At 70.1% G+C, this 26,796-nt stretch carries 22 protein-coding genes and 3 pseudogenes; 10 read left to right on the top strand and 15 right to left on the bottom strand.

Features of this window, described 5'->3' with window-relative positions; genetic code table 11:
- Positions 1-101: 101 nt before the first annotated feature.
- From Sdia_RS18355 to Sdia_RS18315, 7 genes and pseudogenes are all read left to right on the top strand, one after another.
- A complete protein-coding gene (locus tag Sdia_RS18355; RefSeq protein WP_189500276.1) occupies positions 102-587 on the top strand; it encodes a GbsR/MarR family transcriptional regulator in 486 nt (161 codons plus the stop codon).
- A 932-nt stretch (positions 588-1,519) separates the two neighbouring features.
- On the top strand, positions 1,520-2,611 hold the full coding sequence (rsgA, locus tag Sdia_RS18345; RefSeq protein WP_229831353.1) for a ribosome small subunit-dependent GTPase A: 1,092 nt from the start codon (positions 1,520-1,522) through the stop codon (positions 2,609-2,611).
- Positions 2,608-3,897: a bifunctional class I SAM-dependent methyltransferase/N-acetyltransferase gene (locus Sdia_RS18340; RefSeq protein WP_229831355.1), complete on the top strand. Its 1,290-nt coding sequence runs from the start codon at positions 2,608-2,610 to the stop codon at positions 3,895-3,897. The genes rsgA and Sdia_RS18340 overlap by 4 nt, the downstream gene beginning before the upstream one ends.
- A 171-nt stretch (positions 3,898-4,068) precedes the next feature.
- On the top strand, positions 4,069-4,335 hold the full coding sequence (locus tag Sdia_RS18335; RefSeq protein WP_229831357.1) for a hypothetical protein: 267 nt from the start codon (positions 4,069-4,071) through the stop codon (positions 4,333-4,335).
- A gap of 74 nt (positions 4,336-4,409) precedes the next feature.
- Positions 4,410-4,822, top strand: a pseudogene (locus Sdia_RS18330) (transposase); the annotation flags it as partial.
- A gap of 178 nt (positions 4,823-5,000) precedes the next feature.
- Positions 5,001-5,341: pseudogene (locus Sdia_RS18320) on the top strand (helix-turn-helix domain-containing protein).
- Positions 5,342-5,835: 494 nt separating this feature from the next.
- Entirely contained in the window at positions 5,836-6,303 is a 468-nt protein-coding gene (locus tag Sdia_RS18315; RefSeq protein WP_100458374.1) for a DUF2690 domain-containing protein, read from the top strand.
- Between the two features lie 315 nt (positions 6,304-6,618).
- Here the strand turns inward: Sdia_RS18315 and Sdia_RS18310 are convergent, their stop codons facing one another.
- Complete coding sequence (locus Sdia_RS18310; RefSeq protein ID WP_185393667.1) at positions 6,619-7,035, bottom strand: DUF302 domain-containing protein; 417 nt, start codon at positions 7,033-7,035, stop codon at positions 6,619-6,621.
- Positions 7,036-7,148: 113 nt separating this feature from the next.
- On the opposite strand from Sdia_RS18310, the pseudogene Sdia_RS30780 reads away from it, so the two are divergent.
- Positions 7,149-7,382, top strand: a pseudogene (locus Sdia_RS30780) (IS5/IS1182 family transposase); the annotation flags it as partial.
- 251 nt (positions 7,383-7,633) lie between these two features.
- Here Sdia_RS30780 and fxsT read toward each other — a convergent pair.
- Complete coding sequence (fxsT, locus tag Sdia_RS18305; RefSeq protein WP_371874302.1) at positions 7,634-10,837, bottom strand: FxSxx-COOH system tetratricopeptide repeat protein; 3,204 nt, start codon at positions 10,835-10,837, stop codon at positions 7,634-7,636.
- Positions 10,834-11,292, bottom strand: coding sequence for a hypothetical protein (locus Sdia_RS18300; RefSeq protein WP_229831366.1), 459 nt, complete (start codon positions 11,290-11,292; stop codon positions 10,834-10,836). Before Sdia_RS18300 ends, fxsT begins: the two co-directional genes overlap by 4 nt.
- A gap of 210 nt (positions 11,293-11,502) precedes the next feature.
- Here Sdia_RS18300 and Sdia_RS30265 point away from each other — a divergent pair, with 210 nt between their 5' ends.
- Complete coding sequence (locus tag Sdia_RS30265) at positions 11,503-11,631, top strand: hypothetical protein (RefSeq protein ID WP_258565696.1); 129 nt, start codon at positions 11,503-11,505, stop codon at positions 11,629-11,631.
- Between the two features lie 50 nt (positions 11,632-11,681).
- Positions 11,682-12,734 (top strand): aldo/keto reductase, encoded by a 1,053-nt coding sequence (locus Sdia_RS18295; RefSeq protein WP_115069430.1) that lies wholly within the window; start codon positions 11,682-11,684, stop codon positions 12,732-12,734.
- 59 nt (positions 12,735-12,793) lie between these two features.
- Here the strand turns inward: Sdia_RS18295 and Sdia_RS18290 are convergent, their stop codons facing one another.
- From Sdia_RS18290 to Sdia_RS30260, 12 genes are all read right to left on the bottom strand, one after another.
- The gene (locus Sdia_RS18290; RefSeq protein WP_189500280.1) at positions 12,794-13,885 is read right to left on the bottom strand and encodes an alpha-hydroxy acid oxidase; all 1,092 of its coding nucleotides are present in this window, start codon (positions 13,883-13,885) and stop codon (positions 12,794-12,796) included.
- A gap of 51 nt (positions 13,886-13,936) precedes the next feature.
- On the bottom strand, positions 13,937-15,274 hold the full coding sequence (locus Sdia_RS18285; RefSeq protein ID WP_189500281.1) for an aminotransferase-like domain-containing protein: 1,338 nt from the start codon (positions 15,272-15,274) through the stop codon (positions 13,937-13,939).
- Positions 15,275-16,189, bottom strand: coding sequence for a prephenate dehydrogenase (locus Sdia_RS18280; protein WP_100458368.1), 915 nt, complete (start codon positions 16,187-16,189; stop codon positions 15,275-15,277).
- Positions 16,189-17,106 carry a phytanoyl-CoA dioxygenase family protein gene (locus tag Sdia_RS18275; protein ID WP_189500282.1) on the bottom strand — a complete coding sequence of 306 codons (918 nt, stop codon included), beginning with the start codon at positions 17,104-17,106 and terminating at the stop codon, positions 16,189-16,191. The genes Sdia_RS18280 and Sdia_RS18275 overlap by 1 nt, the downstream gene beginning before the upstream one ends.
- 266 nt (positions 17,107-17,372) lie before the next feature.
- Positions 17,373-18,437: a 4-hydroxyphenylpyruvate dioxygenase gene (gene hppD / locus Sdia_RS18270; RefSeq protein ID WP_100458366.1), complete on the bottom strand. Its 1,065-nt coding sequence runs from the start codon at positions 18,435-18,437 to the stop codon at positions 17,373-17,375.
- 57 nt (positions 18,438-18,494) lie between these two features.
- The gene (locus tag Sdia_RS18265; protein WP_189500283.1) at positions 18,495-19,013 is read right to left on the bottom strand and encodes a flavin reductase family protein; all 519 of its coding nucleotides are present in this window, start codon (positions 19,011-19,013) and stop codon (positions 18,495-18,497) included.
- Between the two features lie 65 nt (positions 19,014-19,078).
- Complete coding sequence (locus Sdia_RS18260; RefSeq protein ID WP_164379957.1) at positions 19,079-20,323, bottom strand: MFS transporter; 1,245 nt, start codon at positions 20,321-20,323, stop codon at positions 19,079-19,081.
- A gap of 52 nt (positions 20,324-20,375) precedes the next feature.
- On the bottom strand, positions 20,376-21,620 hold the full coding sequence (locus tag Sdia_RS18255; protein ID WP_189500284.1) for an ATP-grasp domain-containing protein: 1,245 nt from the start codon (positions 21,618-21,620) through the stop codon (positions 20,376-20,378).
- Positions 21,621-21,622: 2 nt separating this feature from the next.
- Positions 21,623-22,846: an ATP-grasp domain-containing protein gene (locus tag Sdia_RS18250; protein WP_189500285.1), complete on the bottom strand. Its 1,224-nt coding sequence runs from the start codon at positions 22,844-22,846 to the stop codon at positions 21,623-21,625.
- Positions 22,843-23,907, bottom strand: a complete 1,065-nt coding sequence (locus Sdia_RS18245) for an LLM class flavin-dependent oxidoreductase (RefSeq protein ID WP_164379954.1) — start codon at positions 23,905-23,907, stop codon at positions 22,843-22,845. The genes Sdia_RS18250 and Sdia_RS18245 overlap by 4 nt, the downstream gene beginning before the upstream one ends.
- A 59-nt stretch (positions 23,908-23,966) precedes the next feature.
- A complete protein-coding gene (locus Sdia_RS18240; protein ID WP_164379953.1) occupies positions 23,967-25,193 on the bottom strand; it encodes an ATP-grasp domain-containing protein in 1,227 nt (408 codons plus the stop codon).
- A gap of 533 nt (positions 25,194-25,726) precedes the next feature.
- Positions 25,727-26,170: a beta-ketoacyl synthase N-terminal-like domain-containing protein gene (locus Sdia_RS30260; RefSeq protein ID WP_229831369.1), complete on the bottom strand. Its 444-nt coding sequence runs from the start codon at positions 26,168-26,170 to the stop codon at positions 25,727-25,729.
- Positions 26,171-26,796: the final 626 nt, after the last annotated feature.

Raw genomic sequence — 26,796 nt, 5'->3', positions numbered from 1 at the left:
TCGGACGCGATGCTCAGTCGCGTCCGCAGCCTCGAGCATAGGCAGTGTTCAGAGATCTTTGAAGACTCTGAGTGTGGGGAGTTCTCGGTTAAGGTGTAGGCATGGGCCACGACAAGCAGCTGCGGGACGCGGCAGAGAAGCTGGCGCTGATCCTCGCGCAAGGCGGGATGCAGAAGACCACCGCGCGGGTGATGGCCTCCCTGCTGTTCAGCCAGCGGGAAACAACGACCGCCGCCGACCTGCGCGAGGAGCTGCAGATCAGCTCCGGTGCGGTGTCCGGCGCCGTGAAGCAGCTCACCCTGAGTGGCCTGTTGGAGCGGGTCCCGGCGCCGGGCAGCCGCCGCGACCACTACCGTTTCCCGGATGGTGCCTGGGCAAAGCTCATGTCGCAGCAGAACCAGCTACTGGCCACCATGGGCGAAGTCGCCGAGCAGGGACTCGCAGCGGCCGGAGGCCCATCCACCCCGGCTGGGCGGCGACTGGCGGAGATGGAGGACTTCTATGCGTTCATACTGCGCGAGCTGCCCCCGCTGATCGACCGATGGCGTACGGACTTCACAGCGAAACGAGCAGCTGACCTCGGCTGAGCGTGTGCCTTCGAGGGCGCTGGTCGAAGGCGGCACTGTCGAGGTGCGGCGGGCGGAGGTCAGCCGGCCTCTTCATGCCGCCGCCGTGGTCACGCCGAATCGCGGGGTACACCTCAACCTCCGACACGTGCGGCATGGGCAGGGCCTTTCGCCAGGAGCACCCCGATGCTGCCCTGGGTTCTGTTGTCAATTGCCACGCCCGCATCAGGAGTGACGCGAGGGCGACGGCTGCCTCGTAGGACTCGGCGGTCTTGTCGTACGGGTGGCGATGCCGCGCCACTGCCTCAGGCGGTCGAAGCACCGTCGCACGACGTTGCGTCGTTTGTAGCTCTTGCGGTCGAAGGCCGGCGGGCGGCGCCTCCGCTGCTGCCTCGCCGGGACCGGTCGCGGATCTGATCGGCCCGCTCGGGCATCGTGTGGGCGATGCCCCTTGCGGCGAAGCCAGATGCGGATCGCCTTCGAGCTGTGGCCCTTGTCAGCCAAGACGTGTCCGGGCCGGGCCCGGGACCACCCCGGTCCGGTCCGGGGCAGCCGGATCGCCTCCGTCGCGGGGGCAACCGGGTGCAGTCCTCATCGCTGAGCGCGGAGACTCCCGGTGCCGACACCCGGTACCCGTCCTGGGTCGTGAGGGGGAAGCCGCTGCGCACGAGACGTGGACGGGGCAGGCGTGCACCCTTCGCTCCTTGCTGTGCCCGACGTTCGCGATTACACGTGTTATCCTCCACGCAGAAGAGACCGTCAGGTCAGCTGCGAGACCGGAAGAGGGAGGTGAGTCGATGTCTGCCGTGAAGGCCGCTGCCGTGCGCAGCGCACGCCGGACCATCCTCACGTCCCTGGCCCCGGCCTGACCTGGCGTTCATCTCCCTGAGTCCGACGACTCGCAAGGGGTTGAGCCTTGCGCTCGACGGGGCCCCTGTTCAAGGGTCTCTACGTTGCATCAATCTACTTTCGACCATGCTCAGCCGTACTCCCTGACGGATTACGGCTGGGACGAGGCGAGCGAGCACACCTTCACCCCTCATCGTGCCGCCGGTTTGATCCCGGCCCGTGTCGTGCGAGCCGAGCGCGGCTCGTGTGAGGCGGTCACCGACGCCGGGATTGTCCGTGCGGAGATCCCCGATGCCGCCGGCCAGGCGAATGTGGCGCCGTGCACGGGCGACTGGGCCGCCCTCCGCCCCGCCACCCCCCATCACGGACCGGTGCTGCACGCGCTACTGGAGCGACGCACCGCCCTGATCCGGTCCACCGCTTCGCGTACCTCCCGGGGCCAGGTCCTGGCCGCCAACATCGACACGGTCGCGGTGACGGTCTCGCTGGACACGCCGCTGAAGCACGGCAGGACCGAACGTATGCTGGCCCTGGCCTGGGAGAGCGGTGCCCAGCCGGTCGTGGTGCTCACCAAGGCCGACCGGTGTGCCGACACCCAACGCGCCGCAACCGAAGTGTCCGAGGTGGCACGAGGCGTCGATGTCCTGGTCACCAGCGCCGTGAGCGGGCTGGGCCTCGACACCCTGACGGCCGTCCTGAACGGCACCGTCGTGCTGCTGGGACCTTCGGGCGCCGGTAAGTCCACGCTGGGCAACCAGTTGTTGGGCGAGGACCGGTTGGCGACCACGGCTGTGCGCGACGTGGATCACAAGGGGCGGCACACCACTGCGTGGCGGGAGCTGATTCCTCTGCCCGGTGGCGGGGTCCTGCTGGACACCCCCGGTCTGCGGGCGATCGGCCTGCACGACGCCCAGGACGGGCTGGAGCAGACCTTCGCCGAGATCGAACACCTCGCACGGGACTGCCGGTTCACGGACTGCGCGCACGCGGAGGAACCCGGCTGCGCGGTACTGGCTGCCGTCGAGGCAGGCGAGATCACCCAGCGCCGCCTGGACAGCTACCGCCAACTGCTGAGGGAGAACGCCTACGCGGCCTCCCGTACCGACGCCCGGTTGCGCAGCGACCGCGAGGCCGCCAGGAAGGACATCACGCGGCACCTGCGTGCCACCTACCAGTTCCGGGAGCGCCAGCTGTGAACGACACCGGCACGACCGACGCCGTGACGGAGGCGTTCTTCGCCCTGCACCAGGATCTGCCCCGGCAGGGCCCCGGCTCGGATGCCACCACACGGCGCCTGCTCGAAATGGCCGGGCCACTGCCGGAGCATCCGCGCGTGCTGGACGCGGGCTGCGGTCCCGGTCGCTCAGCCCTGCTCCTGGCGGAAGAGGCCGGTGCGCACGTGACCGCCGTCGACTTGCACCAGCCCTTCCTGGACGGCCTCGCCGCCGAGGCGGCCCGCCGGGGCCTGGGAGACCAGGTCGCGGTCGTCAACTGCTCGATGGACCGGCTGGCCGTCCCCGATCACAGCTTCGACCTGATCTGGGCCGAGGGCTCCGTGTACTCCATCGGTTTTGACAACGCCCTCAGGGCCTGGCGTCGCCTGCTCGCCCCGGGCGGCGTCCTCGTCGTCACCGAGATCGAGTGGACCGCGCCCGACCCCGCCGCCGCGGTGAGTGCCTACTGGGACTCTGTCTACCCACTGCGCACCCGTGCCGCGAACACCGACGCCGCGCGAGCCGCCGGCTACGGCGTCCACGCGCACTGGCCGCTGCCGGAAAACGACTGGTGGGACGAGTACTACACGCCGCTCACCCAGCGCCTGGCACGAGTGGACCCACGGCGGCCCGGCATGCCGGAGGCCCTGGCCGCGCACCGCGCGGAGATCGACACGCGACGGGAACACGGCAGTGACTACCGCTATGCCGCCTACATCCTCCGCCCCCACCCTCACCCCACCGCTGAGAACGGAACCATGACCTCCTGGACCGCCCGTCCCGAAACCGCTGACGACATCCCCGCTGTCCGTGCCATCCTCCTCGCGGCCTTTCCCACCGCCGCCGAGACCGACATCGTGGACGCCCTGCGCGCCGACCCCCAGGCGTGGATCGACGGCCTGTCGATGGTCACCACCGCCCCTGACAGCACCCCGGTCGGGTACGCGCTGCTCACACGCTGCCACGTCGGCGGTCAACCTGCCCTCGCCCTGGCACCGTGCGCGGTACTGCCCTCGGCCCAGCGCGCCGGAGCCGGCTCCGCGGCCATCCGCACCGCCTTGTCCGCCGCCCAGGCCATGGGAGAGAACCTCGTCGTCGTCCTGGGCCACCCCGAGTACTACCCTCGGTTCGGCTTCACACCGGCCTCCCGCTTCGGCATCCGAGCCCCGTTCGACGTACCTGACGAAGCCATGATGGCGATGGCTCTGGATGACACTCGCCCTGTCCCGGCGGGCACCATCCAGTACCCGGCCCCGTTCGGCGTCTGACCGTTCCCGTGGTGCCCCGAGGCTCGTTCCCCCGGGGCACCACGGCTTTCCCGGGCGGCCAGGCCGCCGGTCTTCTGCGGAACCGAGAGCCGGACGCCCCATGCCCGGCACGGAACGACGCCGGGCCTCCGGGGGCAAGGGGCCTCTGCCGCGCCCATAGGATCTGCCGCGATGAAGAAGCGCGTGCAGTTCACCGAGCAGGTGGTGCGTTTCCGGGACTACATACCGCCTGCAGACCGGGAGAAGTTCCAGCGTCTCGTCGGCAGGGTCGCAGCCGATCCTGAAGGCGCCGGCAGTTTCCTCGCCTACATGAACGACACCGCGACCCGCGAAATCTGGGAAGACCGCTTGATGATCCACTACGTCGTGACGCGCTTCTTCGTGGTCGTCATCAAGGCCGACATCTACGACGCCTCGCGTGGCTTCAACGAGGTGTAGCCGACCCCGTGCCCCACTGACCGACCAGCCACGGCAGGGTCCGCGTAAGTCGTGTCCTCTGTGGTGAGTCGGTCATGGGGCGGGGCACGTGGAGTTCCATTGTTCCGGACGGACTGTGGAGATCGCGGAGCCGCTGATCCCGCCGCCGAAGGTGCGGCCGCAGGGTGGCGGGACGCGGGACACGCCCGATGAGACGCGGTTCGCCGCGATCATCTACGTCCTGGTCAACGGACGCGCCTTGCGGCACTGCCGCCTTGCTTCGGGATATCGAAGTCGACAGCCCACCGCAGGTTCCTGATCTGGTCCGAAGCCGGCGTCTGGTCCCGACTCCACGAGGAGATCCTGCACCGTCTCGACGACGCCGGCCTGCTCGACCTGTCCCGGCGGCCCTCGACTCCGCCCACGGCAGGGCCTAGAAGGGAGCGAAGTCGCCGGTCCGAGCCTCGTGGACCGCGGCAAGACGGGTTCCAAGTTGCACGTCCCGAGCGCGGGATGACGTGGTGGGAGGTGCAGAAGGTCCTCGGGCACGACTGGGCCACTACGACACTTCGGCACATGCCGACCGCGCACGCCGATCCGGAGGTGGCGAACTTGGCTGTGAGCGCGCAGGCTGCGCAAGGAGCGGTGATGGACTGGGAGAACCCGCGGCGAAGTGGAATCTGCGGATGGTGGCGGCCCAGCGTGACCTGTGGCGGCCTACCGACGCTGGCGGCCTTCCGACAAGTGGGGTTCAACCCCTCGCTCAGCAAGGTCGCCGCGTTGTGGGGTGGTGCCCCGATCACAGTCCGCCTCGACGACCTCGACAAGATCTGCACGGCGCTGAACTGCACGGTTGCTGATCTGCCTCAGGCGGAGCCGCTCGCAGACACACAGGCGGCGCCGGAGTCTGGCCAACAGGCCGGTGGGCGCTGGGTCACAGCGGCCAGACGGCGCGCTGCGGCCGGTGCCGCGTACTCGGCGCGGCAGCGGGCCTCGCTGTCTGGCGACGGGCGCACATGAGCGATGACGGCACGCCGAACCCGCATTGGCCTGCCGGTTAGCCAGTTGGGTCGGCAGCACCGCGAACGCTCGGAAAAGCGGGTTCCGGCAGCTTCGCCGGAACCCGCGTGCGGGACCGCCGCGGCTGTCAACTGACGCGCAGGGTCCGGCCTGCCAGCGTTCAGGAATCTCGGAACCCTCGTGCTTCGTGCACCGGCGGGCGGTATCCGCTTGGCCGGGTTCCCTGTCCTGGCCGTCGCCACCGGCTCGTGCCGCCGTCGGCGACCTGCGCGTCCGGGCTGCCCCGCTCGCCCTCCTGCGCTGAGGTTCCCCCCGCCACCGGTGCGCGAGCTCCAGGAGGCAAGGCCGGAGGGTAGGTCCGGCCCAAGGGAGAAATGCGGTCACCCATGGGCCCTGAACCGGCCCAATGCCTGCAACCGAGGTCTACAGCGGGGGAGTCAAGGGAACCGAAGCAGGAACGTCCCGGGGCGATCAGGCCGCGAGATTCACACGGGGGGACACATGAGACGGAGATTCGCCGCCGCAGCGGGGGCACTGGCCATGGCGGCGGGCACGGTGGTGCTCGCACCGACCGCGCAGGCGGTGCCCGCCGGCCCGATGGGCGGCTGCTGGCACACCGGTTGTGACGGCAAGGACCCCGCCGCCTACTGCCAGGGGGATGCCCGGACGGTCGACAGCTTCTCGCTTCCGTCCGGCAGCAAGTACCGAGTAGTGGAGCTCCGGTACTCGCCGTCGTGCGAGGCGATCTGGTCGCGGATGTCGAAAGGCAACTACGACGTCAACAACGCCACCGCCCCGCACACGAAGATCATTCGGAACAGCGACGGCCGCTCCTACAAGTGCACCGTTCCGACCAACGGGGGGACCTGCCACACGAAGATGGTCGGAGACAGCGGGGTGACCAGCTACGCGTACGGCTGGTACGACGCCAGCGTCCTCGTCTACACCGGCCGGACAGGGAACTACTGATCCGCTGGAGCGTTCTGCGTCCCGGGACAGAGGGCGGCTACGGCGGCATCGGCGCCTGCCGCTGAGTACCGGAGATGTCTGGCTGATCTACCACCAGCCGTCGGAACTCCGCGAATGGCCACCTCGGTCCGGACGAAACGAACGCCGACACCACACCGCTGCACTCACGCTCCCCGCGTGACCACAGAGCCCCGGTACATCCGTACCGCACACTCGCGCGACTCCACCGGGTACATCCTCGGCGCACGCACCGTCTGGCCTTCGTACATGAGAACCCGTACCTTCCGGGAACCCGTTCCCCGTGTCGGGAGAACGTCACTCAGATGCAGCCTGGCCGCAGACCTGCGCCAGCGTGCCTTCCAGGGCTGTGGCGGCTGCACTACCGCCCTCGCCCAGGCCGTGGCGCTGGACTAGCCAGGCTGCGGTGTTATAGGTCAGCCAGACCTTGTCCTGGCCGTCCTGCCAGACAAGGACCTTGGAGGGAAGATCGAGCCCTACACGTTGCTGATCGAGCATCAGCTCTGTACCCACCCGGGGACTGCCGAGCAGGACCAGCTCGGTGGGGCGCAGTGTGATGCCGGCGTGAGCTGCGTTGGCCGCGTGGTCGACCCGTGAGAAGACGTGGTAGCCGGCAGCCGTGATCGCCTCGCACAGTCGTTCGACCGTGGGAGGGAATGGCCACGCGCTGGGCAGGGACACCAGGCCGGAGTCGTCGGAGATTGTCTTGTTCACGTACGCACACTAGCCCGGGCACACTCTGTCACCGCGAAAGAACACGTAGCCGTCAGCTCTTCTCGGCTCCGATCCAGAGCCTGTTCTCTGATCGCTGGCAGGGGCTTGGTTCCGGGTGTTGGCGGAGGACCGGCGATCAGTGGCGTGGCCTGCCCGAACGGCTCGGCCTGTGGAAGACGGTCTGCGAACGTCACCGCCTGTGGTCGGCCGGCGGAACCCGGGAACGCCTGCTCCAGCAGGTTGAGGCCGAGGCCGAGGTGGCCGGGGAGATCGATTGGGACGTCTCGGTCGACTCCACCGTCGTGCGGGCCCATCAGCACGCCGCCGGCGCCCGCAACGAACCGCCGCCCGCCTCAAAGAGGGGCACAGAGGTAGAACACCAGGACGAGACGGCGTGGCAGAGCCTCCTCGCCCGCATGGCGGAGGTGGTGCGGGAGGTGAGGGCCTGGACCGCTCGCGGCGCGGGTTCACCACCAAGCGGGGGCGTCTGGGCAACAGGATGGCCCGGGCCTCCTCGACGCGGCCGAGGAGGTGACCGGCGAGGTCATGGCTGTTCCTGCGGTCGTGCTGCTGGAGGACGGCAACAGCGCGACGTCGCTTATCGATCTTGCTCATCAATCGGTTGATCCATCAACGATTGCTGCATCTGCCACTCGGTGAGCGCGCGGCGGGTGCTCAGGGTCTTCGGGTGGTCGGGACCCAGTACCCGCATCTGGTCGATCAGCAGCTCCCTGAACGCGGCCAGGGCACCCGCCCCGTCCCCCGCTTCACCCCGCCAGCCGGCGATCTCGTAGCGGGTCATCAGGGTGTCCGGGTGGTCGGGGCCCAGAACTCGCACCTCGGCGGCCAGCAGTTCCTGGAACGCTGCCACAGCACCCGCCGCGTCCCCCGCCGTGGCCCGCCAGCCGGCGATCTCGTAGCGGGTCAACAGGGTGTCCGGGTGGTCGGGGCCCAGTACCCGCGTCCGGTCGGCCAGCAGTTCCTGGAACGCGGCCACGGCACCCGCCGCGTCCCCCGCCTTCCCCCTCAACTCGGCGAGCTCGTGACGGGCGACCAAGGCACGGGGATGGCCGGGGCCCAGTACCCGCACCTGGTCGACCAGCTGTTTCTTCCACGCGGCTGCGTCACTCCGCAATCGGGCGAGCTTGTTGCGGGCGTTCAGGTTGTCCGGGAGATCGGGGCCCGACAGCCGCGCCGGGTCGGGTGCAAGCAGCTCCTTCAACGCGGCCGCGGGACCTGTCACGTCCTGCGCGTCACCCCGCCAGTGGGCGAGGCCAACGTGGGCGATCAGAGTGTGGAGGTGGTCGGGTCCCAGCGCCCGCGCCCGGTCGGCCAGCAGCTCTTCGAGCGCCGCCGTGTCCCCCGCCGCCCCCCGCCACCAGGCAAGGTTGAACTCGGTGTTCAGTGTGTCCGGGTGGTCGGCGCCCATTACCCGTTCCTGGTCGGGCAGCAGCTCTTCGAGCGCGGCCGCGGCACCCGCCGCGTCCCCCGCCATACCCCGACTGTTGGCGAGGCATCCACGGGCGTTCAGCGTGTTCGGGTGGTCCGGGCCCATTACCCGTTCCTGGTCGGGCAGCAGCTCTTCGAACGCGGCCGCGGCACCCGCTACGTCCCCCGCCACACCTCGCATGTTGGCGAGGTTGTAGCGGGTGACCAGGGTGTGGAAGTGGTCAGGGTCCAGCACTCGTTCCTGGTCGGGCAGCAGCTCTTCGAGCGCGGCCGCGGCACCCGCCGCTTCTCCCGCCATACCTTGCCACCGGGCGAGTTCGTGGCGGGCGGTCAGTGTGTCCGGGTGGTCGGGGCCCATTACCCGTTCCTGGTCGGGCAGCAGCTCTTCGAACGCGGCCGCGGCACCCGCCGCGTCCCCCGCCATACCTCGCCACCGGGCGAGTTCGTGGCGGGTGCTCAGTGTGTCCGGGTGGTCGGGGCCCAGCACCCGTACCCGGTCAGCCAGCAGGTTCTTCCGCGCGGCCGCGGCACCCGCCGCGTCCCCCGCCTCACCCCGCCACCGGGCGAGCTCGTCACGGACGGCCAAGGTGTCCGGGGAGTCGGGGCCCAGCAGCCACGCCGGGTCGGCCAGCAGCTCTTCGAACGCGGCCGCGGCACCTGCCGCGTCCCCCGCCTCACCCCGCCACCCGGCGAGCGCGCGGCGGGTCATCAGGGTGTCTATGTGGTCGGGGCCCAGTGACCGTTCCTGGTCGGCCAGCAGCTCTTCGAACGCGGCCACGGCACCTGCCGCGTCCCCCGCCTCACCCCGCCACCGTGCGAGCATGTTGCGGGCCCCCAAGGCGTGGGTGTGGTCAGGGCCGAGGCGGTGGCGGGTGGCTTCGGTCAGGCGATCGAAGTGGGCGATGGCGTCAGTGACCTGGCCGGCTTGGCCGAGGCTCCGGCCGGCGCGGAAGAGCACTCTGTGGGGGGCGGACCGCAGGTACAGGGCGTCCTCGGCGGTGTGGGTGAGGGCGGTGACGTTGGCGCGCAGGGTGCGGGCGAGGCCGGTGTCTCGTTCGACGTCGGGCCAGGCGGCGCTCAGGGCGTCGGCGGCGGTAAGGGCGACCCGGTCGTGCTGGTCGGGTGTGAGGGCGTCGCGGGTGGCGCGCTGGATGAGCTGGTGGACGCGGACGGCTTGGTGCGGTGTTGGTGGACTGTGGTCGATGAGGCTGAGTCGATGCAGGGCCCGTAACGCGCGTACAGCGTCCTCGGCCGAGACCGGCGCTGCCTGATGGGTGCTGTCCGTACCGTTGGAGGTGCGACGCTCGGTGACGTGTGCAAGGGCGGGCTGACTGGTGAGGACCGTAGCGGGGATGCCGTTGGGGTCGAGCATGGCGGCCAACTGGATCATGGGGCGGGCCAGGCCCGCGGGGCGGAGTTGGTCGGCGCGTTCGATGGACAGTGACCAGGTGGCGGCCACGGTGACGGCCTGGTCGTCGGGCAGCGAGCTGGACTCGGGCAGCAAGTCGGCCAGCTTCCTCATCCGATCGGCGAACAGCTCGCGGTAGTCGGCGCAGGCCAGCTCGGCGTCAACGAGGTAGGCGGCAGCCTGGGCGAGGGCCAGGGGCAGGTGTCCCAGGTCGGCGGCGAGAGCGTTGATCTGCTCGGCGGGTTCGGTGTGGTCGTGGGCGGCGAGCACCTCGGTGAGGTAGGCGGCGGCTTCCCAGGGCATGAACAGGCCCACGTGCACCAGGCGTCGGCCCGCTCCGGTCAGTGCGGCGTCGCGGCGGCGGGTGGTGACGAGAGTGCGGCCGCGCGGACTGGCCGGCGGCCACAAGCCGCGCAGGTCGGCGGGGTCGGCAAGGTCGTCAAGCACCACCAACCACCGGCATGGTTTCGTTCCGGTCTTGGGTTCCAGCCAGGCCAGGAACTCCCGCGTAGCCTTCTCGGTGTCCGTGGGGTCAGCTCCCAGCACCTCGACACCGGCCTGCGCGTACCCGTTTGTGATCGCCGACCGACTACTGGCGCTGATCCACACCAGCACATCCACACTGCCGCTGTCCCATGCGGTGCGGGCGTAGTCGGCGGCCAGCTGCGTCTTGCCCACCCCGCCGGTGCCGGTGAGTACCTGGCTGAGCACCGCGGTACCCCCGCCGTCGACCGCTGTCCGCAACTGATCGACCTCGGCCCGGTGCTGGAATGACAGAGCGCGGGGCGGGAGCACGCCGACCTGGTGCGGCCAGGAGGCCGGGGCGCGGGGCGCAGCGTGGTGGTGGACTTGCTCGGCGTAGCCGACGGCGATGCTGCCGTGGTCGGCGAAGATGCCACCGATGTGGTGAGTCGGCGCGGCCGAGGCGGAACCGGGTGCGCTCAGTCCTGGTGCGGACCCGGCTGGGAAGGGTTTCCCAGTGTCACATTCCCCATGGTCACAGCGGCGGCGGACCCGTGGTCGGCCCGGACGTCCACGGGTCCGCCGACGGCCAGCCCACTCTGGCCGGCCGACACACTGCTGTGGGAGGTTTGCTGGACCAGCAGGGTGCGCAGCTCATCCGCGATCCGGGCCCGTTCGCCGTCCTCCAGACTTTCCAGCAGGGCCTCGATCCGGCCCTGCCACGCCGACTCCTGGCGGATCCGGACCCGTTCCACCTCGGTCGGCCGAGCCGCCTCCAGCTCGCCCGCGGTCTGTTCGAGGCGCTCCAGCTCGGCGTGCTCGCGCTGCGGATTCCCCCGGCCGAACCAGCGGGCCACCTGCTGGCGTACCCCTGTCCATGCGTCTGTGCCCGCGGCCTGCACCACCGCAGTGCCTCCAGCCGTAGCCAGCGCGGTCATCGCCTCTGACAGCATCCTCGCTCTTCCCCCTGAGAGATCAGTCCGGAACTGGGGCACGCACACACGGTGCCTTCAACACGTCACTCCATCAGACACGCGCCCGGGTTGTCCCCGGTTCCGTCGAGAGAGCGGCCGTGGCGCGAGGGCCGGGCACCGTTTCGGCGGGACCAGTGCCGGTTCGCCATGGGGGCGCTGCCGCGGCCTGACGCCGTGGCCTCCTTCGACCGGGGGCTCGCCCCGCTGGCGGACCGGGTGGGCGATGACCGCGGCTGGGGCGCCACCGTGCGTCAGGCGCTGGACGCCGCGAAGATCCCCACCCCCACCCGCTCCAAGTCCTAGACTGACCGGGTCGATCCACGCCCCCCCATCCTCTGCGACGGAGTGCCCGTATGCGTTATCGCGTTCTCGGTAAGACCGGCATTGAGGTCAGTACGCACTGTCTCGGCACGATGATGTTCGGGGGGGCCGGGAATCCTGATCACGAGGACTGCTCGCGGGTGGTCAACGCGGCGTTGGACGCGGGGATCAACTTCATGGACACCGCCGACATGTACGCGACCGGGGAGTGCGAGGAGATCGTCGGGAAGGCGCTCAAGGGGCGGCGGGACGATGTCGTGCTCGCGACGAAGGTGCACTTCCCGATGGGGGAGGGGCGCAACCGGAGCGGGAACTCGCGCCGGTGGATCGTGCGGGCCGTCGAGGACAGTCTGCGGCGGCTGGACACGGAGTGGATCGACCTCTACCAGGTGCACCGGCCCGACCACACGACGGATGTCGAGGAGACGCTGTCCGTCCTGAGCGACCTCGTGCGGGAGGGGAAGATCCGGGCATTCGGCTCGTCCACCTTCCCCGCCGAGGACCTCGTCGAGGCGCATCATGTGGCGGAGCGGCGCGGGCTGATGCGGATGCGGACGGAGCAGCCGCCGTACTCGATCCTGGCGCGCGGCATCGAGCGGTCGGTGCTGCCGACCGCTCGGCGGCTGGGGATGGGCGTGCTGACCTGGTCGCCGCTGGCCTCGGGCTTCCTCTCCGGCAAGTACCGTGAGGGCCGGCCGGTCGACCTCACCACCGGGCGGGCCAAGCGCACGCCGAAGCGGTTCGACCCGGCCGTGCCGGGAAACGCCGCCAAGCTCGCGGTCGCCGAGCAGCTCATCGCCCTCGCCGAGGAAATGGGGTGTGGTCTGCCGGAGCTGGCCGTCGCGTTTCCACTGGTGCACCCGGCCGTCACCTCGGTGATCATCGGCCCGCGCACCATGGACCAGCTCACCTCGCTGCTCGACGGCGCCGACCTGGTGCTGGAGGACGAGGTGCTCGACCGGATCGACGCGATCGTGGCCCCCGGCACCGATCTCTACCAGCCCGACGGCGTGTGGCAGCCGCCGTCGCTCACCCACCTCGACCGGCGCAGGCGCCCGGTCGGGGAGCGGGCCGCCGCGGAGTAGCCGCGTACGGGAGACGGACGCGGTCCGGCCGGCGCTGGGGCCGGCCGGACCCGCGGTGTTCAGGACGGGAGACGGCCGCAGACGGGATACGCGATGCCGGACCGCCCGAAGTCGGCGACGGTCGGTGCTCCCATCAAGGCCATCACCTCCTCGAACTGGTCGATGAGCAGCCGCAGCACTCCGGCGACCCCTGCGTCGCCGGAGTGCGCGAGGCCCCACAGGGCCGGGCGTCCCAGCATGACCGCGTCCGCCCCCATGCAGAGCGCCTTGGCCAGGTCGGCGCCGTGCCGGATCGCTCCGTCGAGGATGACCGGGCAGCTCCCGCCGACGGCGTCCACCACCTCGGTGAGGCACTCCGGGGCGCTGCGGGCGAAGTCGAGCTGGCGGCCGCCGTGGTTGGAGACGATCAGTCCCGAGACTCCGTGCTTGACCGCCAACTCCGCGTCCTCGCCGGTGAGGACGCCCTTCAGTACCACCGGCAGCGAGGTCACCTCCCGCAGCCAGGCCAGGTCCTCCCAGGTGATGGAGGCGTCGAACTGCTCCCGCGAGTGCCGGGCCAGGGCTGACTCCCCCGATCTGCTGCCGTGCGAGGCGGCCATGACCTCCGTGGAGAGGTTGACCGCGCGGACGCCGGGCGGGACGGCGAACCCGTTGGCCGCGTCCCGGGGCCGGTACGCCACCCGGGGGGCGTCGACCGTCAGGACCAGCGCCCGGAAACCGGCGGCCTCGGCCCGCCGGATCAGGTCGCGCATCACCTCGCGGCGCCTGAGCCAGTACAGCTGGAGCCAGAGTGGCCCGCTCGCCGCGGCCGCGATGTCCTCCAGGGCCCGGCTCGCGAACATGCTCACGGTGAGCAGTGCGCCCGCCTCGCCCGCGCCGCGCGCCGAGGCCACTTCGCCCTCCGGGTGCGCCAGTTGGTGGTAGGCCATGGGGGCGACGGCCAACGGCGCCGCCAGCCGCGCGCCCAGCAGGTCGGTGCCCGGGTCGCAGCGGGAGACGTCGACCATGCAGCGCGGCCGCAGCTGGACGCGGTCCAGTGCCTCCCGTCCGGCCGTCAGCATCGACTCGGTGCCGCTGCCGCCGGCGAAGAAGTCCCACACCGGGCCAGGCAAGCGCTCCTCGGCCGCTGCCTCGTACGTGTGCAGCGCCATCACCACATCGTCTCCGTTCTCCGTACGTCAGGGGGTGGCGGGCCGTCGGTGTCAGGCGGCCGTGCCGGTGATCTGCGCGGTGATGAAGGCGGCCAGCCGGGCGATGCCCTCGGTGATCGCCTCCGGGCTCTGGGAGCTGCACGAGAGCCGCAACTGACGGGTGCCGCCGCCGTCGAGGTGGAAGTCGCGCATCGGCGTCCACAGCACGCCGAAGGCGCGTGCGGAGAGCTCCAGGGCCTTGTGGTCGGCGGCGAAGGGGACGTCGACGACGAGGAAGAAGCCGCCGTCCGGACGGTTCCAGGAGACGCCCAGCTCGGCTTGGCGCTCCGCGGGGAAGTGCCGCTCCAACGCGTCGAGCAGGGTGTCCATGGTGGTGCGGTAGTGCGCGACGGCGGCCGAGTTGGCCTCGCGGAGCCGGCAGCCGCTCTCGACCAGCAGGCCGCCGATGACGGCCTGGCTGACGGCCGAGGTGTTGACGGTGGTCATGCTCTTGATCTTCGACAACTCGTCCGCGAGAAGCGTCCGCCCGCCCTCGGGCCCGACCACCTCCTGGTCGGCGAGGACGTAGCCGACCCGGGCCCCGGGCAGCGCCGTCTTGGCGAAGGAGCCCAGGTGCACGACGCGCCGGCCGCGGTCGAGCGCCTTGAGCGTGGGCCGGGCCTCGCCGGTCCGGACGAAGAAGCCGTACGGGTCGTCCTCCAGGACGAGCAGCTCCTCCTCCTCGGCCACTGCCAGCAGAAGCTCCCGCGCCGCCCGGCTCATGCTCGCGCCGGAGGGGTTGGCGAAGTCCGGGACCACGTAGAAGGCCCGGGGGCGCTGCCCGGCCTGCTTCGCGGCGCGGGCGGCCGCCTGGACGGCCAGCGGGTCGGGCCCGTCGGGGCCCTCGGGCACGGGGCGGACCTGGATGCCCAGGAGCCGGGCCACGCCGGTGATGCCCACGTAACACGGCGAGCTGACCAGCAGGGTGTCCTCGGGACGGGCGAAGAGCGCCCGCAGAGTGAGGAGCATCGCCTCCTGGCAGCCGGTCGTCACCACCACCGCTTCGGGCGGGACCTCGATCCCCTCGTCGTTGGCGACGGTCCTTGCGATCAGCTCGTGGATGATGCCGTTGGTACGGCCGTACTGGAACAGCAGGGTCCGGGTCTGGTCGCGCGACCAGCCCAGCTCCTGCTCCAAGTAGGTGGTGTACGACTGGAGATGGCGGGCGAGGTCCTCCGGCTCGAAGGTGCCCTCGGTGGGACGGCCGGGCGCGAAGGAGATGGCGTCCGGGAAGCGCGCGACGACCTCGTTGAGGAAGTTCATCGCGTCCAGGACCGGGTCGCTGAGCGAGGTGTGCAGCTCGGCGAGGGAGAGGGGGGCCGGTGTCGGGGGAGCGGTCGGCGTCACCATTCAGGCTCCTCCCGGCGCGGCCGCGTAGGCCGTACTCGTACTCGGTGCGCCCGTGCCCCCGCAGGCGGGGATCCGGGCCCGGCCCTGGACGCCGCGGACCAGGACCGTCGACAGCGCTTCCAGGTGCGTACGTCGCTGTTCCGGCTCGCGGGCGGTGCCCAGCTCCCGCAGGACCTCGACCACGTCGTCGACTTCGTGGGCGAAGTCGGCGAGGACGTCGGCGACGGCCACGGCGTTCGAACCGAGGATGTCGGTCCACAGCTCGGCGCTGCCGCCGGCCAGCCGCGTCACGTCCTGGAGTCCCTGCCCGGCGAGCCCCAACTGGGACCGTGCGCCGTGCAGCAGCCGCGCTGCCAGCAGCGTCGAGACCAGGTGTGGGGCGTGCGAGATGAGGGCGACCGCCCGGTCGTGCTCCGCGTGGGTCATCACGACAGGCCGTGCGCCGCACAACTCGGCCAGTCGCCTGGCGCGTTCATGGGTCTGCGGCCGGGTCCGCGCGGACGGTGTGAGGACCCACGGCCGCCCGTGGAACAGGTCGTCCCGCGCGGCCAGCGGCCCGGACTGCTCCCGGCCGCCCATCGGATGCCCGCCGACGAAACGGGTCAGGTCGCAGCCGAGCCGAGCCGCCTCCCGCTGGGGTGGTTCCTTGACGCTGGCCGCGTCCGTGAAGTCGTCAGCCAGGTCGCCCAGTTGGTGTTCCTTGAGGGCCGCTGCGACCTGCTGCGGGGGCACCGCGAGGACGGCCAGGTCGACCGGTCCGCGCGGGGGGCCCGCGATGCCGGCCCCGAGGCCGGCGGCGACGCGGGCCGCCTCCTGGTCCGTGTCGATCAGGTAGGTGGCCACGCCCCGGCCCCGAAGGGCCAGGGCGATCGATGTACCGATCAGGCCGGTTCCGACCACGGCGGCACTGTCCATCAGTGTTCGCTCCACAGCAGGGGGAGGAACTCGGGGTCGGAGTAGTCCGGGGTGCCCTCGGGGGTGCGACGGACCAGCAGGTCATGGTTGTAGGCGACCTGGGTGCCGTCCGAGCGGAAGAAGTCGCGGTAGCGGTTCGCGCCGTCCTGGAGGTGGAACGAGATGGCACGGCGCGGGCGGTCGCTCACGTTGGCACCGCTGCCGTGGTACGTGCGGCAGTGGTGGAAGTTGACGTGGCCCTTGGGGATGTGGACCGGGATCTTGCGGACCTCCGCCCCGTTGTACGCGGCGTTGTCGTCGAGCATCTGGTCCAGCTCGGAGCGGTCGCGCTCGGCGAAGTGCAGGGAGGTGCTGTCGGCCTCCGCCATCTCCTTCCACAGGTGGCTGCCGTCGACCATCGTGATCGTGCCCATCTCCTCGCCGCAGTCGTGGAAGGGGATGAACGCGGTCAGCATCTCCTCGGAGGTGGAGGTCGACCAGTAGTGCCGGTCGAAGTGCCAGGGCACGATGTTCGACTGCTCCTCGGCCACCGGCGGCTTGTAGATGAGGGTCGACTGGAACACCCGTATCTGCTCGGCGCGGGCCAGCCGCGCCGCCACGGCACCCAGCAGCGGCTTGCGCAGGATGCGGCCGATGGTGTCGTCCTCGTAGTGGATGTAGTCGTTGTGCCGCTGGACGTCGCCCTTCTCCGGCTCCCAGTACGCCAGCTTGGGCGGGCGGGCCGGCAGCTTGCGGTCGCGGTGGCCTGCGTAGAAGCGCTCGCTGGCGGCCTCCAGCTGCTCGACCTCCTCGTCGGTGAAGAGCTTCTTCGACAGGTACCAGCCGTGCTCGGCGTAGAACGCGACGTCCTCGTCGGAGGGCAGGAGACTGAGCTCCTCCGCGGTCAGGGTGAAGGTCGTGGAGTCTTCGACGGTCATGGTCTTCCTTACGCGTGCGTGGGTCGATGGACGAACGTGTTGCGCGAGGGGAGGAGGCCGGGCGCACGGCTCGGCGGGCCCGGTCGGGGACCGGGCCGGAGCGGCCGAGTGGCCGGGAGGAAGGGAGGAGAAGCGGCGGAGTGGCCGAGGGCACGTTGCCCGGGTACGTCACTCCTGCCGGTGCCGCCTGTCGAGCGGGTGGGTGGCGCGGGCCGAGCCGGGCTGATCGCCGGGCGAGGGGGCCGGGTCCGGCGCGGGCGTCAGGGTCAGGAGGTGATCTTCTCGCGGGCGACCGCTTCGTAGAGCGCCTTGATGTTGCCGCTGCCGAAGGTGCGGGCGCCGTGCCGGTCGATGACCTCCCAGAAGAAGGTCTTCCGGACGTGCTGGGACTGGGTGAAGATCTGGAACACCTGGCCCCAGTGGTCCTCGTCGATCAGCACATTGGTCCGGCGCAGGTCCTCGACCAGGAGGTTCGAGCGGACGAAGCGCTCCTGGAGCTGGTCGTAGTAGGAGCCCGGGGTCTGGAGGAACGCGACGCCGCGGTTGCCCAGGGTCTCCACGGTCGAGACGATGTCGTCGCAGAGCAGGGCCAGGTGCTGGACGCCCGCGCCGCCGTGGCGGGCCAGGAAGGTGTCGATCTGGCCGGGTTCGCGGTCGGTGACCGGCTCGATCAGGGTGAAGGTCACCTTGCCGGACGGGCTCTGCACCACCTTGGAGTCCATGGCCTGGCTGCCGACCTCGATGAACTCCTCGAAGATCTGGGAGAAGCCGAAGACCTTCTCGTAGAAGGCGACGGTGGAGCGGAGCTGCCCGGCCGGCAGGCAGATCGCCGCGTGGTCGACGATGCTCAGGAGCTGCTCGCCCTCGTCGGGGTCGGCGGCGAAGATGTCCATCACCCCGGGCAGGAACTGGTCCCGGTCCCCGGACCGCTGGACGAAGCGGTGCGCCACGTCCCCGAAGCCCAGGACCGAGGCGGTGACCACTTCGGTGCCGTCCTGGCTGTGCACGACCGGCTCCTCGACTGCGGTGGCCCCCCGTTCCACCGCGAGCGCGAACGCCTTGGCCGCGTCGCTGACCTCGAACGCGATGTTGGCGACACCGTCGCCGTGCTGAGCCACGTAGGCCGCGGCCGGGTGGTCAGGAGTCAGCGCGGAGGTGAGGACGATCTCGGTACCGCCCTGCCGCAGCAGCAGCGAGCGGTGGTCGGCCTGCCCGTTCTCGGGGCCGGCCTGTCCGCACACCCGGAAGCCGAACCCGGTGCAGAGGTAGAACGCCGACTGCTGTGCGTCTCCGACGTAGAACTCGACGTGGTCTACGGCTCCGATGTCCATGCAAATGCCTTTCTTTTCTCTGGGAGTGAGTGAGAGGCGAGGGCGGGCGCAGGGCTTTCATAAAGCCGAGAGTTCTTCTACGCCGGCGTTGTTCGGCGACCAGATGCCGTAGTCGCCTCTGCGGTAGAGCAAGGGCTCGCGAGGGAAGACGGTACTTTCTTCCACTCGGGCTATGAAGAGCCAATGGTCGCTGACTTCGATAGCATTCTCAACCCTGCATTCGGCAAAACTCAAGGCGATGTCGACAAGTAGGGGAGCGCCTTCCGCTACAGGTGAAGGCTCCCATTCCACATTGGCGAATTTGTCCGCGGCTTTACTCGCGAATACCTGTGAGGCGGCCCGCCCGGCAGCGGAGAGGAAATTCACCGCGAAGGCCTGCGACTCCTGGATGGCCGGCAGGGTGCGTGACCCCTTGCCCACCGAGACGAGCAGCGTCCGCGAGGCCGCCGAGACGGAACACACGGCGTTGCTGGTGAAGCCGAACAGCCGGCCCTCGCGGTCCCGTGCCGTCACGATCGAGATCGGCGTGGGGAACGAGCCGAAGAATTCGCTGAACCGCGCAGAGCCCGTACCCATCACGTTCCTCCTCGGAGCAGCTGCTGAATCGATGCTGGATGGACCGTTTTCATGAAATGCCGTCACTATTCCGCGTTCGCGCCCACGAGAGTCTTCTCCTGCGCGGCGAACGCACGACTGAAGGCGCGAATCGTCAGGGGCAGCATGATCGCGCCGAATACGGTGAGCGATATCGCCAGAATGGCGACGAGTCGCTGCGGGCCGAGACTGGAGCCGAAGCCGGCGACGAGAAGGCCGGCCAGGGGCAGGGCCAGCATATTGAGCAGATAGAACGGTCCCATCACCTTACCCAGATGCTCCTGCGGCAGGACCCTGATTCGCTGAGTCCGGTTGAAAACATTGAAGTAGGTCACGCCGAGCATGGCCGCGACGAATGCCGCGCCGTAGAGCAGCATGGACGTGGCCCAGCCGATGGATATCAGGCAGACGCAGAGCAGGGAGAGGCCGAATATTCCGAGGGTGCGGACACCCACGAATTTGAGAGTGAAGGGAATCAACAGGAGATTGACGATCCCCAGGACCCCGACACAGATGTTGAGCAGGGCGAACGTCGACTCGGGGGCCTTGAACACCCCGGTGACCAGTGCGGCGTTGGCGCTGAGCACCGTCGAGAAGACCAGGTTGATCGAGAAGTTGAGCGAGGCCAACAGGACCAGCGGCTTCGTGTGTCTGAGGATCGACCAGCCCAGCCGCAGCTCGGCGAAGGTCTCGCGCGCCTTGCCGGTGCTGGGGGTGCGCAGCCCGCGCGGCAGCGGCAGCCAGCAGGCGGCGGCGGCGAGGAAGACGAGAGCGGCACCGCCCAGGAGCCAGATCTTGTCGAGGAAGGCAACGCCCAGCATGGCCAGAGCGGGGCCCACGGCCATCGCCGAGACCTCCATGCTCTGTACCAGGCCCTGGATCTTCGCCAGCTCCGTGTCCTTGGCCAGCTGCGGCACCACCTTCTCGACGGACATCCGCACCGGCGCCATCAACAGGGAGAGCAGCGCGCCCGAGGTCATCAGGATCGGCGTCAGCAGGGAGGGCGCCGCCAGGCAGCCGATCAGCGCGCCGATGAGGACGACGCCCCGGCCGGCGGTGACGAAGCGGAAGAGCCGCGCACCGCCGTCCCGGTCGGCGAGGAGGCCGGCGAACGGGTACGCCAGCAGCGCCGGCAGCCACTCGATCGCGTAGGCGAATCCGAGGGCCGAGACTTCTTCGGTGTCCTGGAAGATGAGCAGCGGCACCGCGAAGAGCATCATCTGCTCGGCGACGATCCCTAAAAGGACACCGCAGCCGAAGAGTCTTCGGTGCAGCCGTGGTCGGGTGGACATCAGCTTGGTCGCTCCCTTTCGCTCGCCCGGCCGCGGCCCGGCGCGAGCCGTGTCACTGCCGCACCGGGGCGGTCTCGAGGTGGAATCCGGCGATGATCTTCCGGATGTCCTCCTCCACGGTCTCCTCGTCGCCGACGAGGATGAACCGACCGCTGTGCACGGCGTCGTAGCTGCCGCCGGGCTCCATGACGTCGCCGACGGCCGGAACCAGCTCGCGCCAGATCGTGCCGAACTCCTCGCGCAGCGAGGTCACACTCCTCACTCGGGCCGGCAGCCCGCCCGGCTTCGGGATGATGAGCCAGCCGCCCGACGGGTCGCCCACCTGAGGCGGGAGCGTGGCCCCGCCCTCGCAGACGGCGTCCAGCCAGGCACGGAAGAGGTTGATCCCGAAGAGCTTCTCCGTGAGGTACGGCACCTCGGCGCCGCCGATACGACCGGCGACCTCCAGGAAGACCAGCTCTCCGCCGGGGGTGAGGAAGAGTTCCAGATGGAAGGGCATGGAGGTCATGCCGAGCGCCGACACGCACCGCCGCGCGAACTCCTCCACCCGCTCCCGCAGCGGGGACGCCTGCACGACGACCGAACCGAGCGGTTCCCCGGCGGCCTCGAAGGACAGGCAGTCGTTGATGTAGCGGGAGACCGCCATGAAGGGGATCCGGGCGTCCTGGTCCGCGAATCCGTCCACGTGGTAGATGGCCCCGTCGATGAACTCCTCGAGTTCGTGGTCGGCGGTGTCGACCTGATCCAGCAGGACGGTGAGCGCGGCCTCGTCCTCGACCCGGTGGATACCGATGCTCGCCGCGCCGCCCACCGGCTTGAGGATCAGGGGGAACCCGGTCGACCGGGCGAACTCCACCGCGGCGCCGCGGTCCGCGCACGAGGCGAAGCGCGGTACGCGGACGCCGGCCTCGGCGACCATTTCCTTCATCCGCAGCTTGTCGCGGTAGACCGCCACGTCGGCGGGGCGCGGCCCGGGGATGTCCAGGGCCTCGCGGACCTCCGCCGCGATGCCGAGCGTGAACTCCGAGACGGCCACGAGCCGGTCGACGGGGCCGACCTCCTCCGCGACCTGCCGGACGGCGTCGCGGAGCGCCGCGAAGTCGTTGACATCGCCGATCTGGACGAGGCTCGCGATCTTGGCGGGGTCCGCGAGGACGCCGGTGGCGCCGACCGGATCGACCACGTAGCTGACGCGGTGCCGGTCGTGGTCGATGAGTTCCTCGAAACGGCCGAGGGAGAAGTCCCAGCGGCGGCCGTCATGGAACCTGGGCCAGCGGTTGACGACAACGATGTGCATGCTCACTCCTCCGACGCCACGGGAACCGTCTTGACCGACAGCGTCCGGCGGACGAACGCGATGGCTTCCTCCCGCTCCTCGGGCGAGTCCGCGGCGAGCACCGCGTACCCGGTCCGCTGCAAGGAGGAGGACGTCCTCGGGACGATGTCGCCCACCGCCACCTTGAACGCGGCGTCCTCGACCGCGGGATGGCCGAGGACCTCCTCCAGCCCGTCGACGGCGACGACCTGGCCCGGATCGGAGATCACGAAATGGCTGGCCGCATACCGCACCGGGCTCTGGGGCGCCGGGGGCAGCTCCATCCCGGTGGTGAGCCGCACCACCATCTCGAACCAGTCGATCCCGTACGTCAGGGAGCACAGCTCCATGAGGTAGTCGCCGGGCGTGCGGACCGCCACCTCCATCACCGCCGGCCCCGACCGCGTCAGCCGGAACTCCAGGTGGACGATCCCGGTGCGCATACCGATGGCCGCGAGGACCTCCCGGCCCAGTGCGGCGACCCGCTGGGCGTCCGGCTCCGACAGGGGCGGCACCGTACGGTGTGTGACCTCGACGAAGTGGGGCGGGCCCGTCGTCTCCTTGGCGGTCAGGTTGGAGAACCAGACCTCGCCGTCCCGGACCAGGGCCTCCCAGCTGTACTCCGGTCCGTCGAGCGCCTTCTCCACCAGCAGCGGCCGCTCGGCGGCGCGCCGCACCGCGGCCCGCTCGAACGACTCGGTGTCGGCCACCAGCTCGACGCCGTCGCTGCCGGCCGACGAGAGGGGCTTCACGATCACCGGCAGGCGGGCGGCGGCCCACTCGGCCGCGGCCGCCAGGTCGTCGGTGAGGCGGTACTCGGGCTGGCCGATCCCCTGGACGCGGAACCGCCCGCGCTGGAGCGCCTTGTTCCGCGAAATCACGGCCGCCTGGAGGGAGGGGCCGGGCAGTCCGAAGCGGTCCTGGGCCATGGCCGCGCCCAGGACGTGCGACTCGGTGAACCCGAAGATGCCGGTCGGTAGGCTCTTCTCCACGGCCGCGTGCACGGTCTCCGCCCACAGCTCGTCCAGCGCGCCGTACCGGCCCTGGCTCGGCTCGACGGCGTCGACCAGGTGCTCGATGGCCCCGGCCCAGTCGTGCGCCTCGATGGCGCGGACCCGCAGGCCCAGCCGCTTGGCGGCCGCCGCGTACGGACGTCCCATGAAGCCGACGCCGACGAGTAGCAGCTCGCGTTCCTCGGGCGCGCTCACGCGGTCGGCTCCTGCTCTTCGAGGCGGCGGATCAGCGGGACCACATGGGTGAAGAAGTTCCGCATCTCGTCCCGCGTCGGCCAGCCGGAGAAGATGAACTCACTGACGCCCGCGGCCTTGTAGCTGTGGACGTAGGTGGCCACTTCCTCATAGCTGCCGACGATGCAGAGCGCCGGACCGCCGCGGTAGGCGACAGCGCCGGTCCAGATGAAGGGGGAGAGCCACTCGTCCTTCGCGCCGTCGGCGAGACGGTACGAGGACTTCACGGCCTCCGAGTCGGTCGTGTCGACCCACTTGCGGATCCACGCCTCGTGGTCCTCGTCCGGGTTGCGCATGAGGCGCGCCAGCTCCGCCACCGCCTCCTCGCGGGTGGGGCGGGCCAGGACGTGCATACGGGTGCCGACCCGGGTGCCGCCGTCGAGGACGGGCTTGCTCGCCTTCGCGATCCCCTCGGGGGTGTCCCCGTACCGCAGCCAGCAGTCGCCCGAGGCGAGCGCGGTCTGCTGCGCCACGGCGGAGGCGCCGCTGATGTAGATCTCCGGGCGGCCGCCGCCCTTGTGACCGAGACCCAGCGACGCGTCCTCGAGGGTGTAGTGCTTGCCGTCGTAGCTCATGGGCTGCTTGTCCTCCCAGAGACCGCGGATGATCTCCAGGAATTCGCCGCAGCGGGCGTACCGCTCGTCGTGGCTGAGGAAGTCGCCGTACCCGGCCTGCTCCGCGGGGGAGATGCCGGAGACGATGTTGAGGGAGATGCGTCGGTCCGACATCCACGCCAGGGTGTTGACGACCTGGGCGAAGAGGGTCGGTGACATGAGGCCGGGACGGTACGCGAGCATGAATTTCACGCGGTCCGTCACCTGCGAGAGCGCACCGAGCACCGGGAGCGGGTCGGGCAGGTAGTTGGAAATTCCGAACAGCAGGCTGTCGACACCGAGTTCTTCGGCTTCCTGGACGAAGTCGGTGACTTCGCCCATGTCGAGCGCGCCGATCTTGTAGGTGTCCGTGGGCGTGGCCTGGCCCGTGTCGGGCGGCGAGCACCAGTGAAAGCGCAGAGCGTCCATGAGGGGATCTCCCTTTCGTTATTCAGCGCCGATCGCGGATTTCGAGCGGAGGGTGTGCGTCAGGCGCCGATCACGCGTACGCGCTCACCGATTTCGGTCCACCGTTCGTGGGCCTCTTCGGGGGAATCCGCCGTGAAAACGACAGCGGCAATGCGGCAGCTGTAATCCGCTTCGGTGGTCTTGATGGGCGCACCCGGCGCGATAAGGACCGGGTTCGCCACCACCCATGGTTCCGCCGAGAGTTCTTCCCAGCCTTCGAGTCGCGCGTACGAACCCGTTCCGCCGGCCGTCAGGAAGCGGATTCCGGCGGCCTTGGCGAACGTCTCCTTGTGGGCTTTCGCACGCACGGGGTCGGAGCCGGTGAGATCCGCGAGGACCCGCCCGGGCAGCACCAGGCCGGTGGCCATCTCCATGAGCTCGGTGATCTTGTCGCCGGGCAGGCGCGCCGCCACCTCCATGAGCACCGGGCGGCCGTCGCTGAGCCGCAGCTCGCAGTGGAACGGGCCGGTCGTGATGCGCACCGCCTTGACGACATCGGTGGCGTAAGCGGCCAGCGCGGAGCGGGTGGGCTCGTCGAGCGGGGCCGGGGTGAGGTGGCCGAGCTCCAGGAAGCGGGGCTCGGGCCCGAGGAGCTTGCGCGTCACGGCGACGACAACCACTTCGCCGTCGTGCACGTAGCCGTCGGCGCTGTACTCCGTGCCGGGTACGTACTGTTCGACGATGGCGTCGGTGGTCAGCGCCCGGTCGAACTCGAAGCCCTCCTCGGCGTGGATCGCCGCGAGTGCGGCGCGGGCCTCGTCCGGGGTGTCGACGCGGGAGACGTGCACGCTGCCGCCGGAGTCGACCGGCTTGACGACGGCGGGCAGGCCCACGTGCGCACAGGCGGCGTCGATCTCCGCGGCGTCGCGGACGACGGTGAACTTCGGCTGCTCCAAGCCGGAGGCGGCGACCGCCTCACGCATTCTCGCCTTGTGCCGGACCAGGTCGACGGCGGCGGGGGCCAGGCCGGACAGGCCGAGCCGGGCGGACAGCAGCGCGGCGGCCGGGACGTAGTACTCGCCGCCGGCGACCACGGCGTGGATGGGGTCCTGCTGGTGAGATGCTTCGACCGCGGCCTCGAGGGCGGCGTTGTCGTTGGTGTCCACGGTGAGGATCTCTGTGGCCAGAGAACGCACGGCGTCGGCGACTACGCGGCCGTCGCTTTCGTGGGAGGCGACTAAGATCTCCCAGCCGAGAGAATGGGCATGGGCGACGTAGGCGTTCGCGGAGAACGCCGGTTGTACCACCAGGACGCGTTTAGACACAGATGACCCTCGAAATCTCGCTCTGAGCTCGGTGATTGTGTGCATGAAAGCAATCGCGACGAGACCTCGGCACGGCGAAACACGCCATCATTCACGGCATGAGTGATGGCATGACAGTGCGAGACGTCGCGATGTGGATGGAAGATCGGTGATCAGTGAAGTCCGCCCGGGATTCCGCGGGACGGTCGGCCTGAGGGCGCGTACCTCAAGTCAGGTCTACGCGCAACTATTCCCAGGCGAAAAAGTAAGTCAACAAACCGGGCCCCCCGTGTCGCCTTTTCGTACCGACAACTTCCCGTGCAATGGCCGAGAGACTAATAGGTCGCACGGTTCAGGGTCAACCGGATTCCGTGGAATCAATCCCTCCGCGCAGAACATGGTGTTATGCCCGGTTTCTCGCGTCGCGATCGGCATTTGCCGACCAGCTCGGTTCCGGGCTCCGGTGAGCACCGCCATAAGGAGGCTGAACACTCCCGAGCCGCCCAGGGTGTGGCCGGTCACCGCCTCGACGGCGGTCATCCGCGGACCGGGCCCGGCGCCGTCGAAGACGCGGCGCGGGACGCTCGCCTCCGTCGCGTCGTTGAGGGGGTGCCGCTGCCGTGCAGTATCACCGGGTCGATGTCCTGCGCCCGTGCCCCTGCTCTGCGGTAGGCGTCCTGGACCACCCGGGTGATGCCGTCGAGGCCGGGCGCGGTGGCGTGGCGGGCGTCGCAGTTCGTGCCCACACCGCGCACCCGGGCGCGCACGGGGCCGTTCCCGGTGCCGGCGCGCTGGACGACGACGGCCGCCGTGCCCTCACCCATCAGCATCCCCTTGTGCGTGGCGTCGAAGGGGCGCAGCGCCTCGGGGATGTCGTTCTGCACCCGGTCGGGCGTGCCGAAGCCGCTCTCGGTTGCGGCGTCGGTGCCGGCGACGACGACTGTGTCGGCCAGGCCGAGTCCGGTCATGCCGGTGGCCATGCCGAGCGCGTACAACGTGGCGGAGGGAGGCGTTGGCGAAGGTGTACGTGGTGGACGCCCCGAAGGCCGCGTTCAGGGCGGTGCCGAAGTGCAGGTGCTCGAGGGCGGCGTCCGCATCGTCACGCCACCGCAGTTCGATGCCGCGCTGCTCGCGCATGGTGGTCCCCAGCAGCACCGGTACCTTGGACAGGTCCTCACCCAGGCCCGCGTCGGCGACTGCCTGACGGACCACGGTGGAAAGCCGGCCGGTGGGCGCCGCGGGATATCACCACCGCCCTCGGGCCGGTCGTCCATCTCGTAGGCCAGGCCGGCCCTGTACCGGTCGGGGTCGAACGCTCGCAGGCCCGCGGCTCTCCTGGCCCGCGCACAACGCGGCGAATACCTCCTCGGGGCCGGCACAGAGGTTGGCGACGGCGGCGGTGCCCGTGATGTTCCAGGTCGCTGCTGCGCCGATGCCTTCCGCAGCTCGCAGGCGGCCAGTTTGCCGGTCGACGTGGTCGGGAGCTCGTCGCGGGACTCCAGACGGGCGGGCCGCTTGTAGGCGGCGAGACCGCCACGGATCGCGTAGTTCACCGCGCGCCGCACCTTGGCCTCGCCGCATCCCGGCCGGGCCGCCACGTAAGCCA

It is taken from the genome of Streptomyces diastaticus subsp. diastaticus, assembly GCF_011170125.1.
GTDB classification, from domain to species: domain Bacteria; phylum Actinomycetota; class Actinomycetes; order Streptomycetales; family Streptomycetaceae; genus Streptomyces; species Streptomyces diastaticus.
Note: the sequence above shows the minus strand (reverse complement) of the source record. Positions and strands in the feature narration are given on the sequence as shown.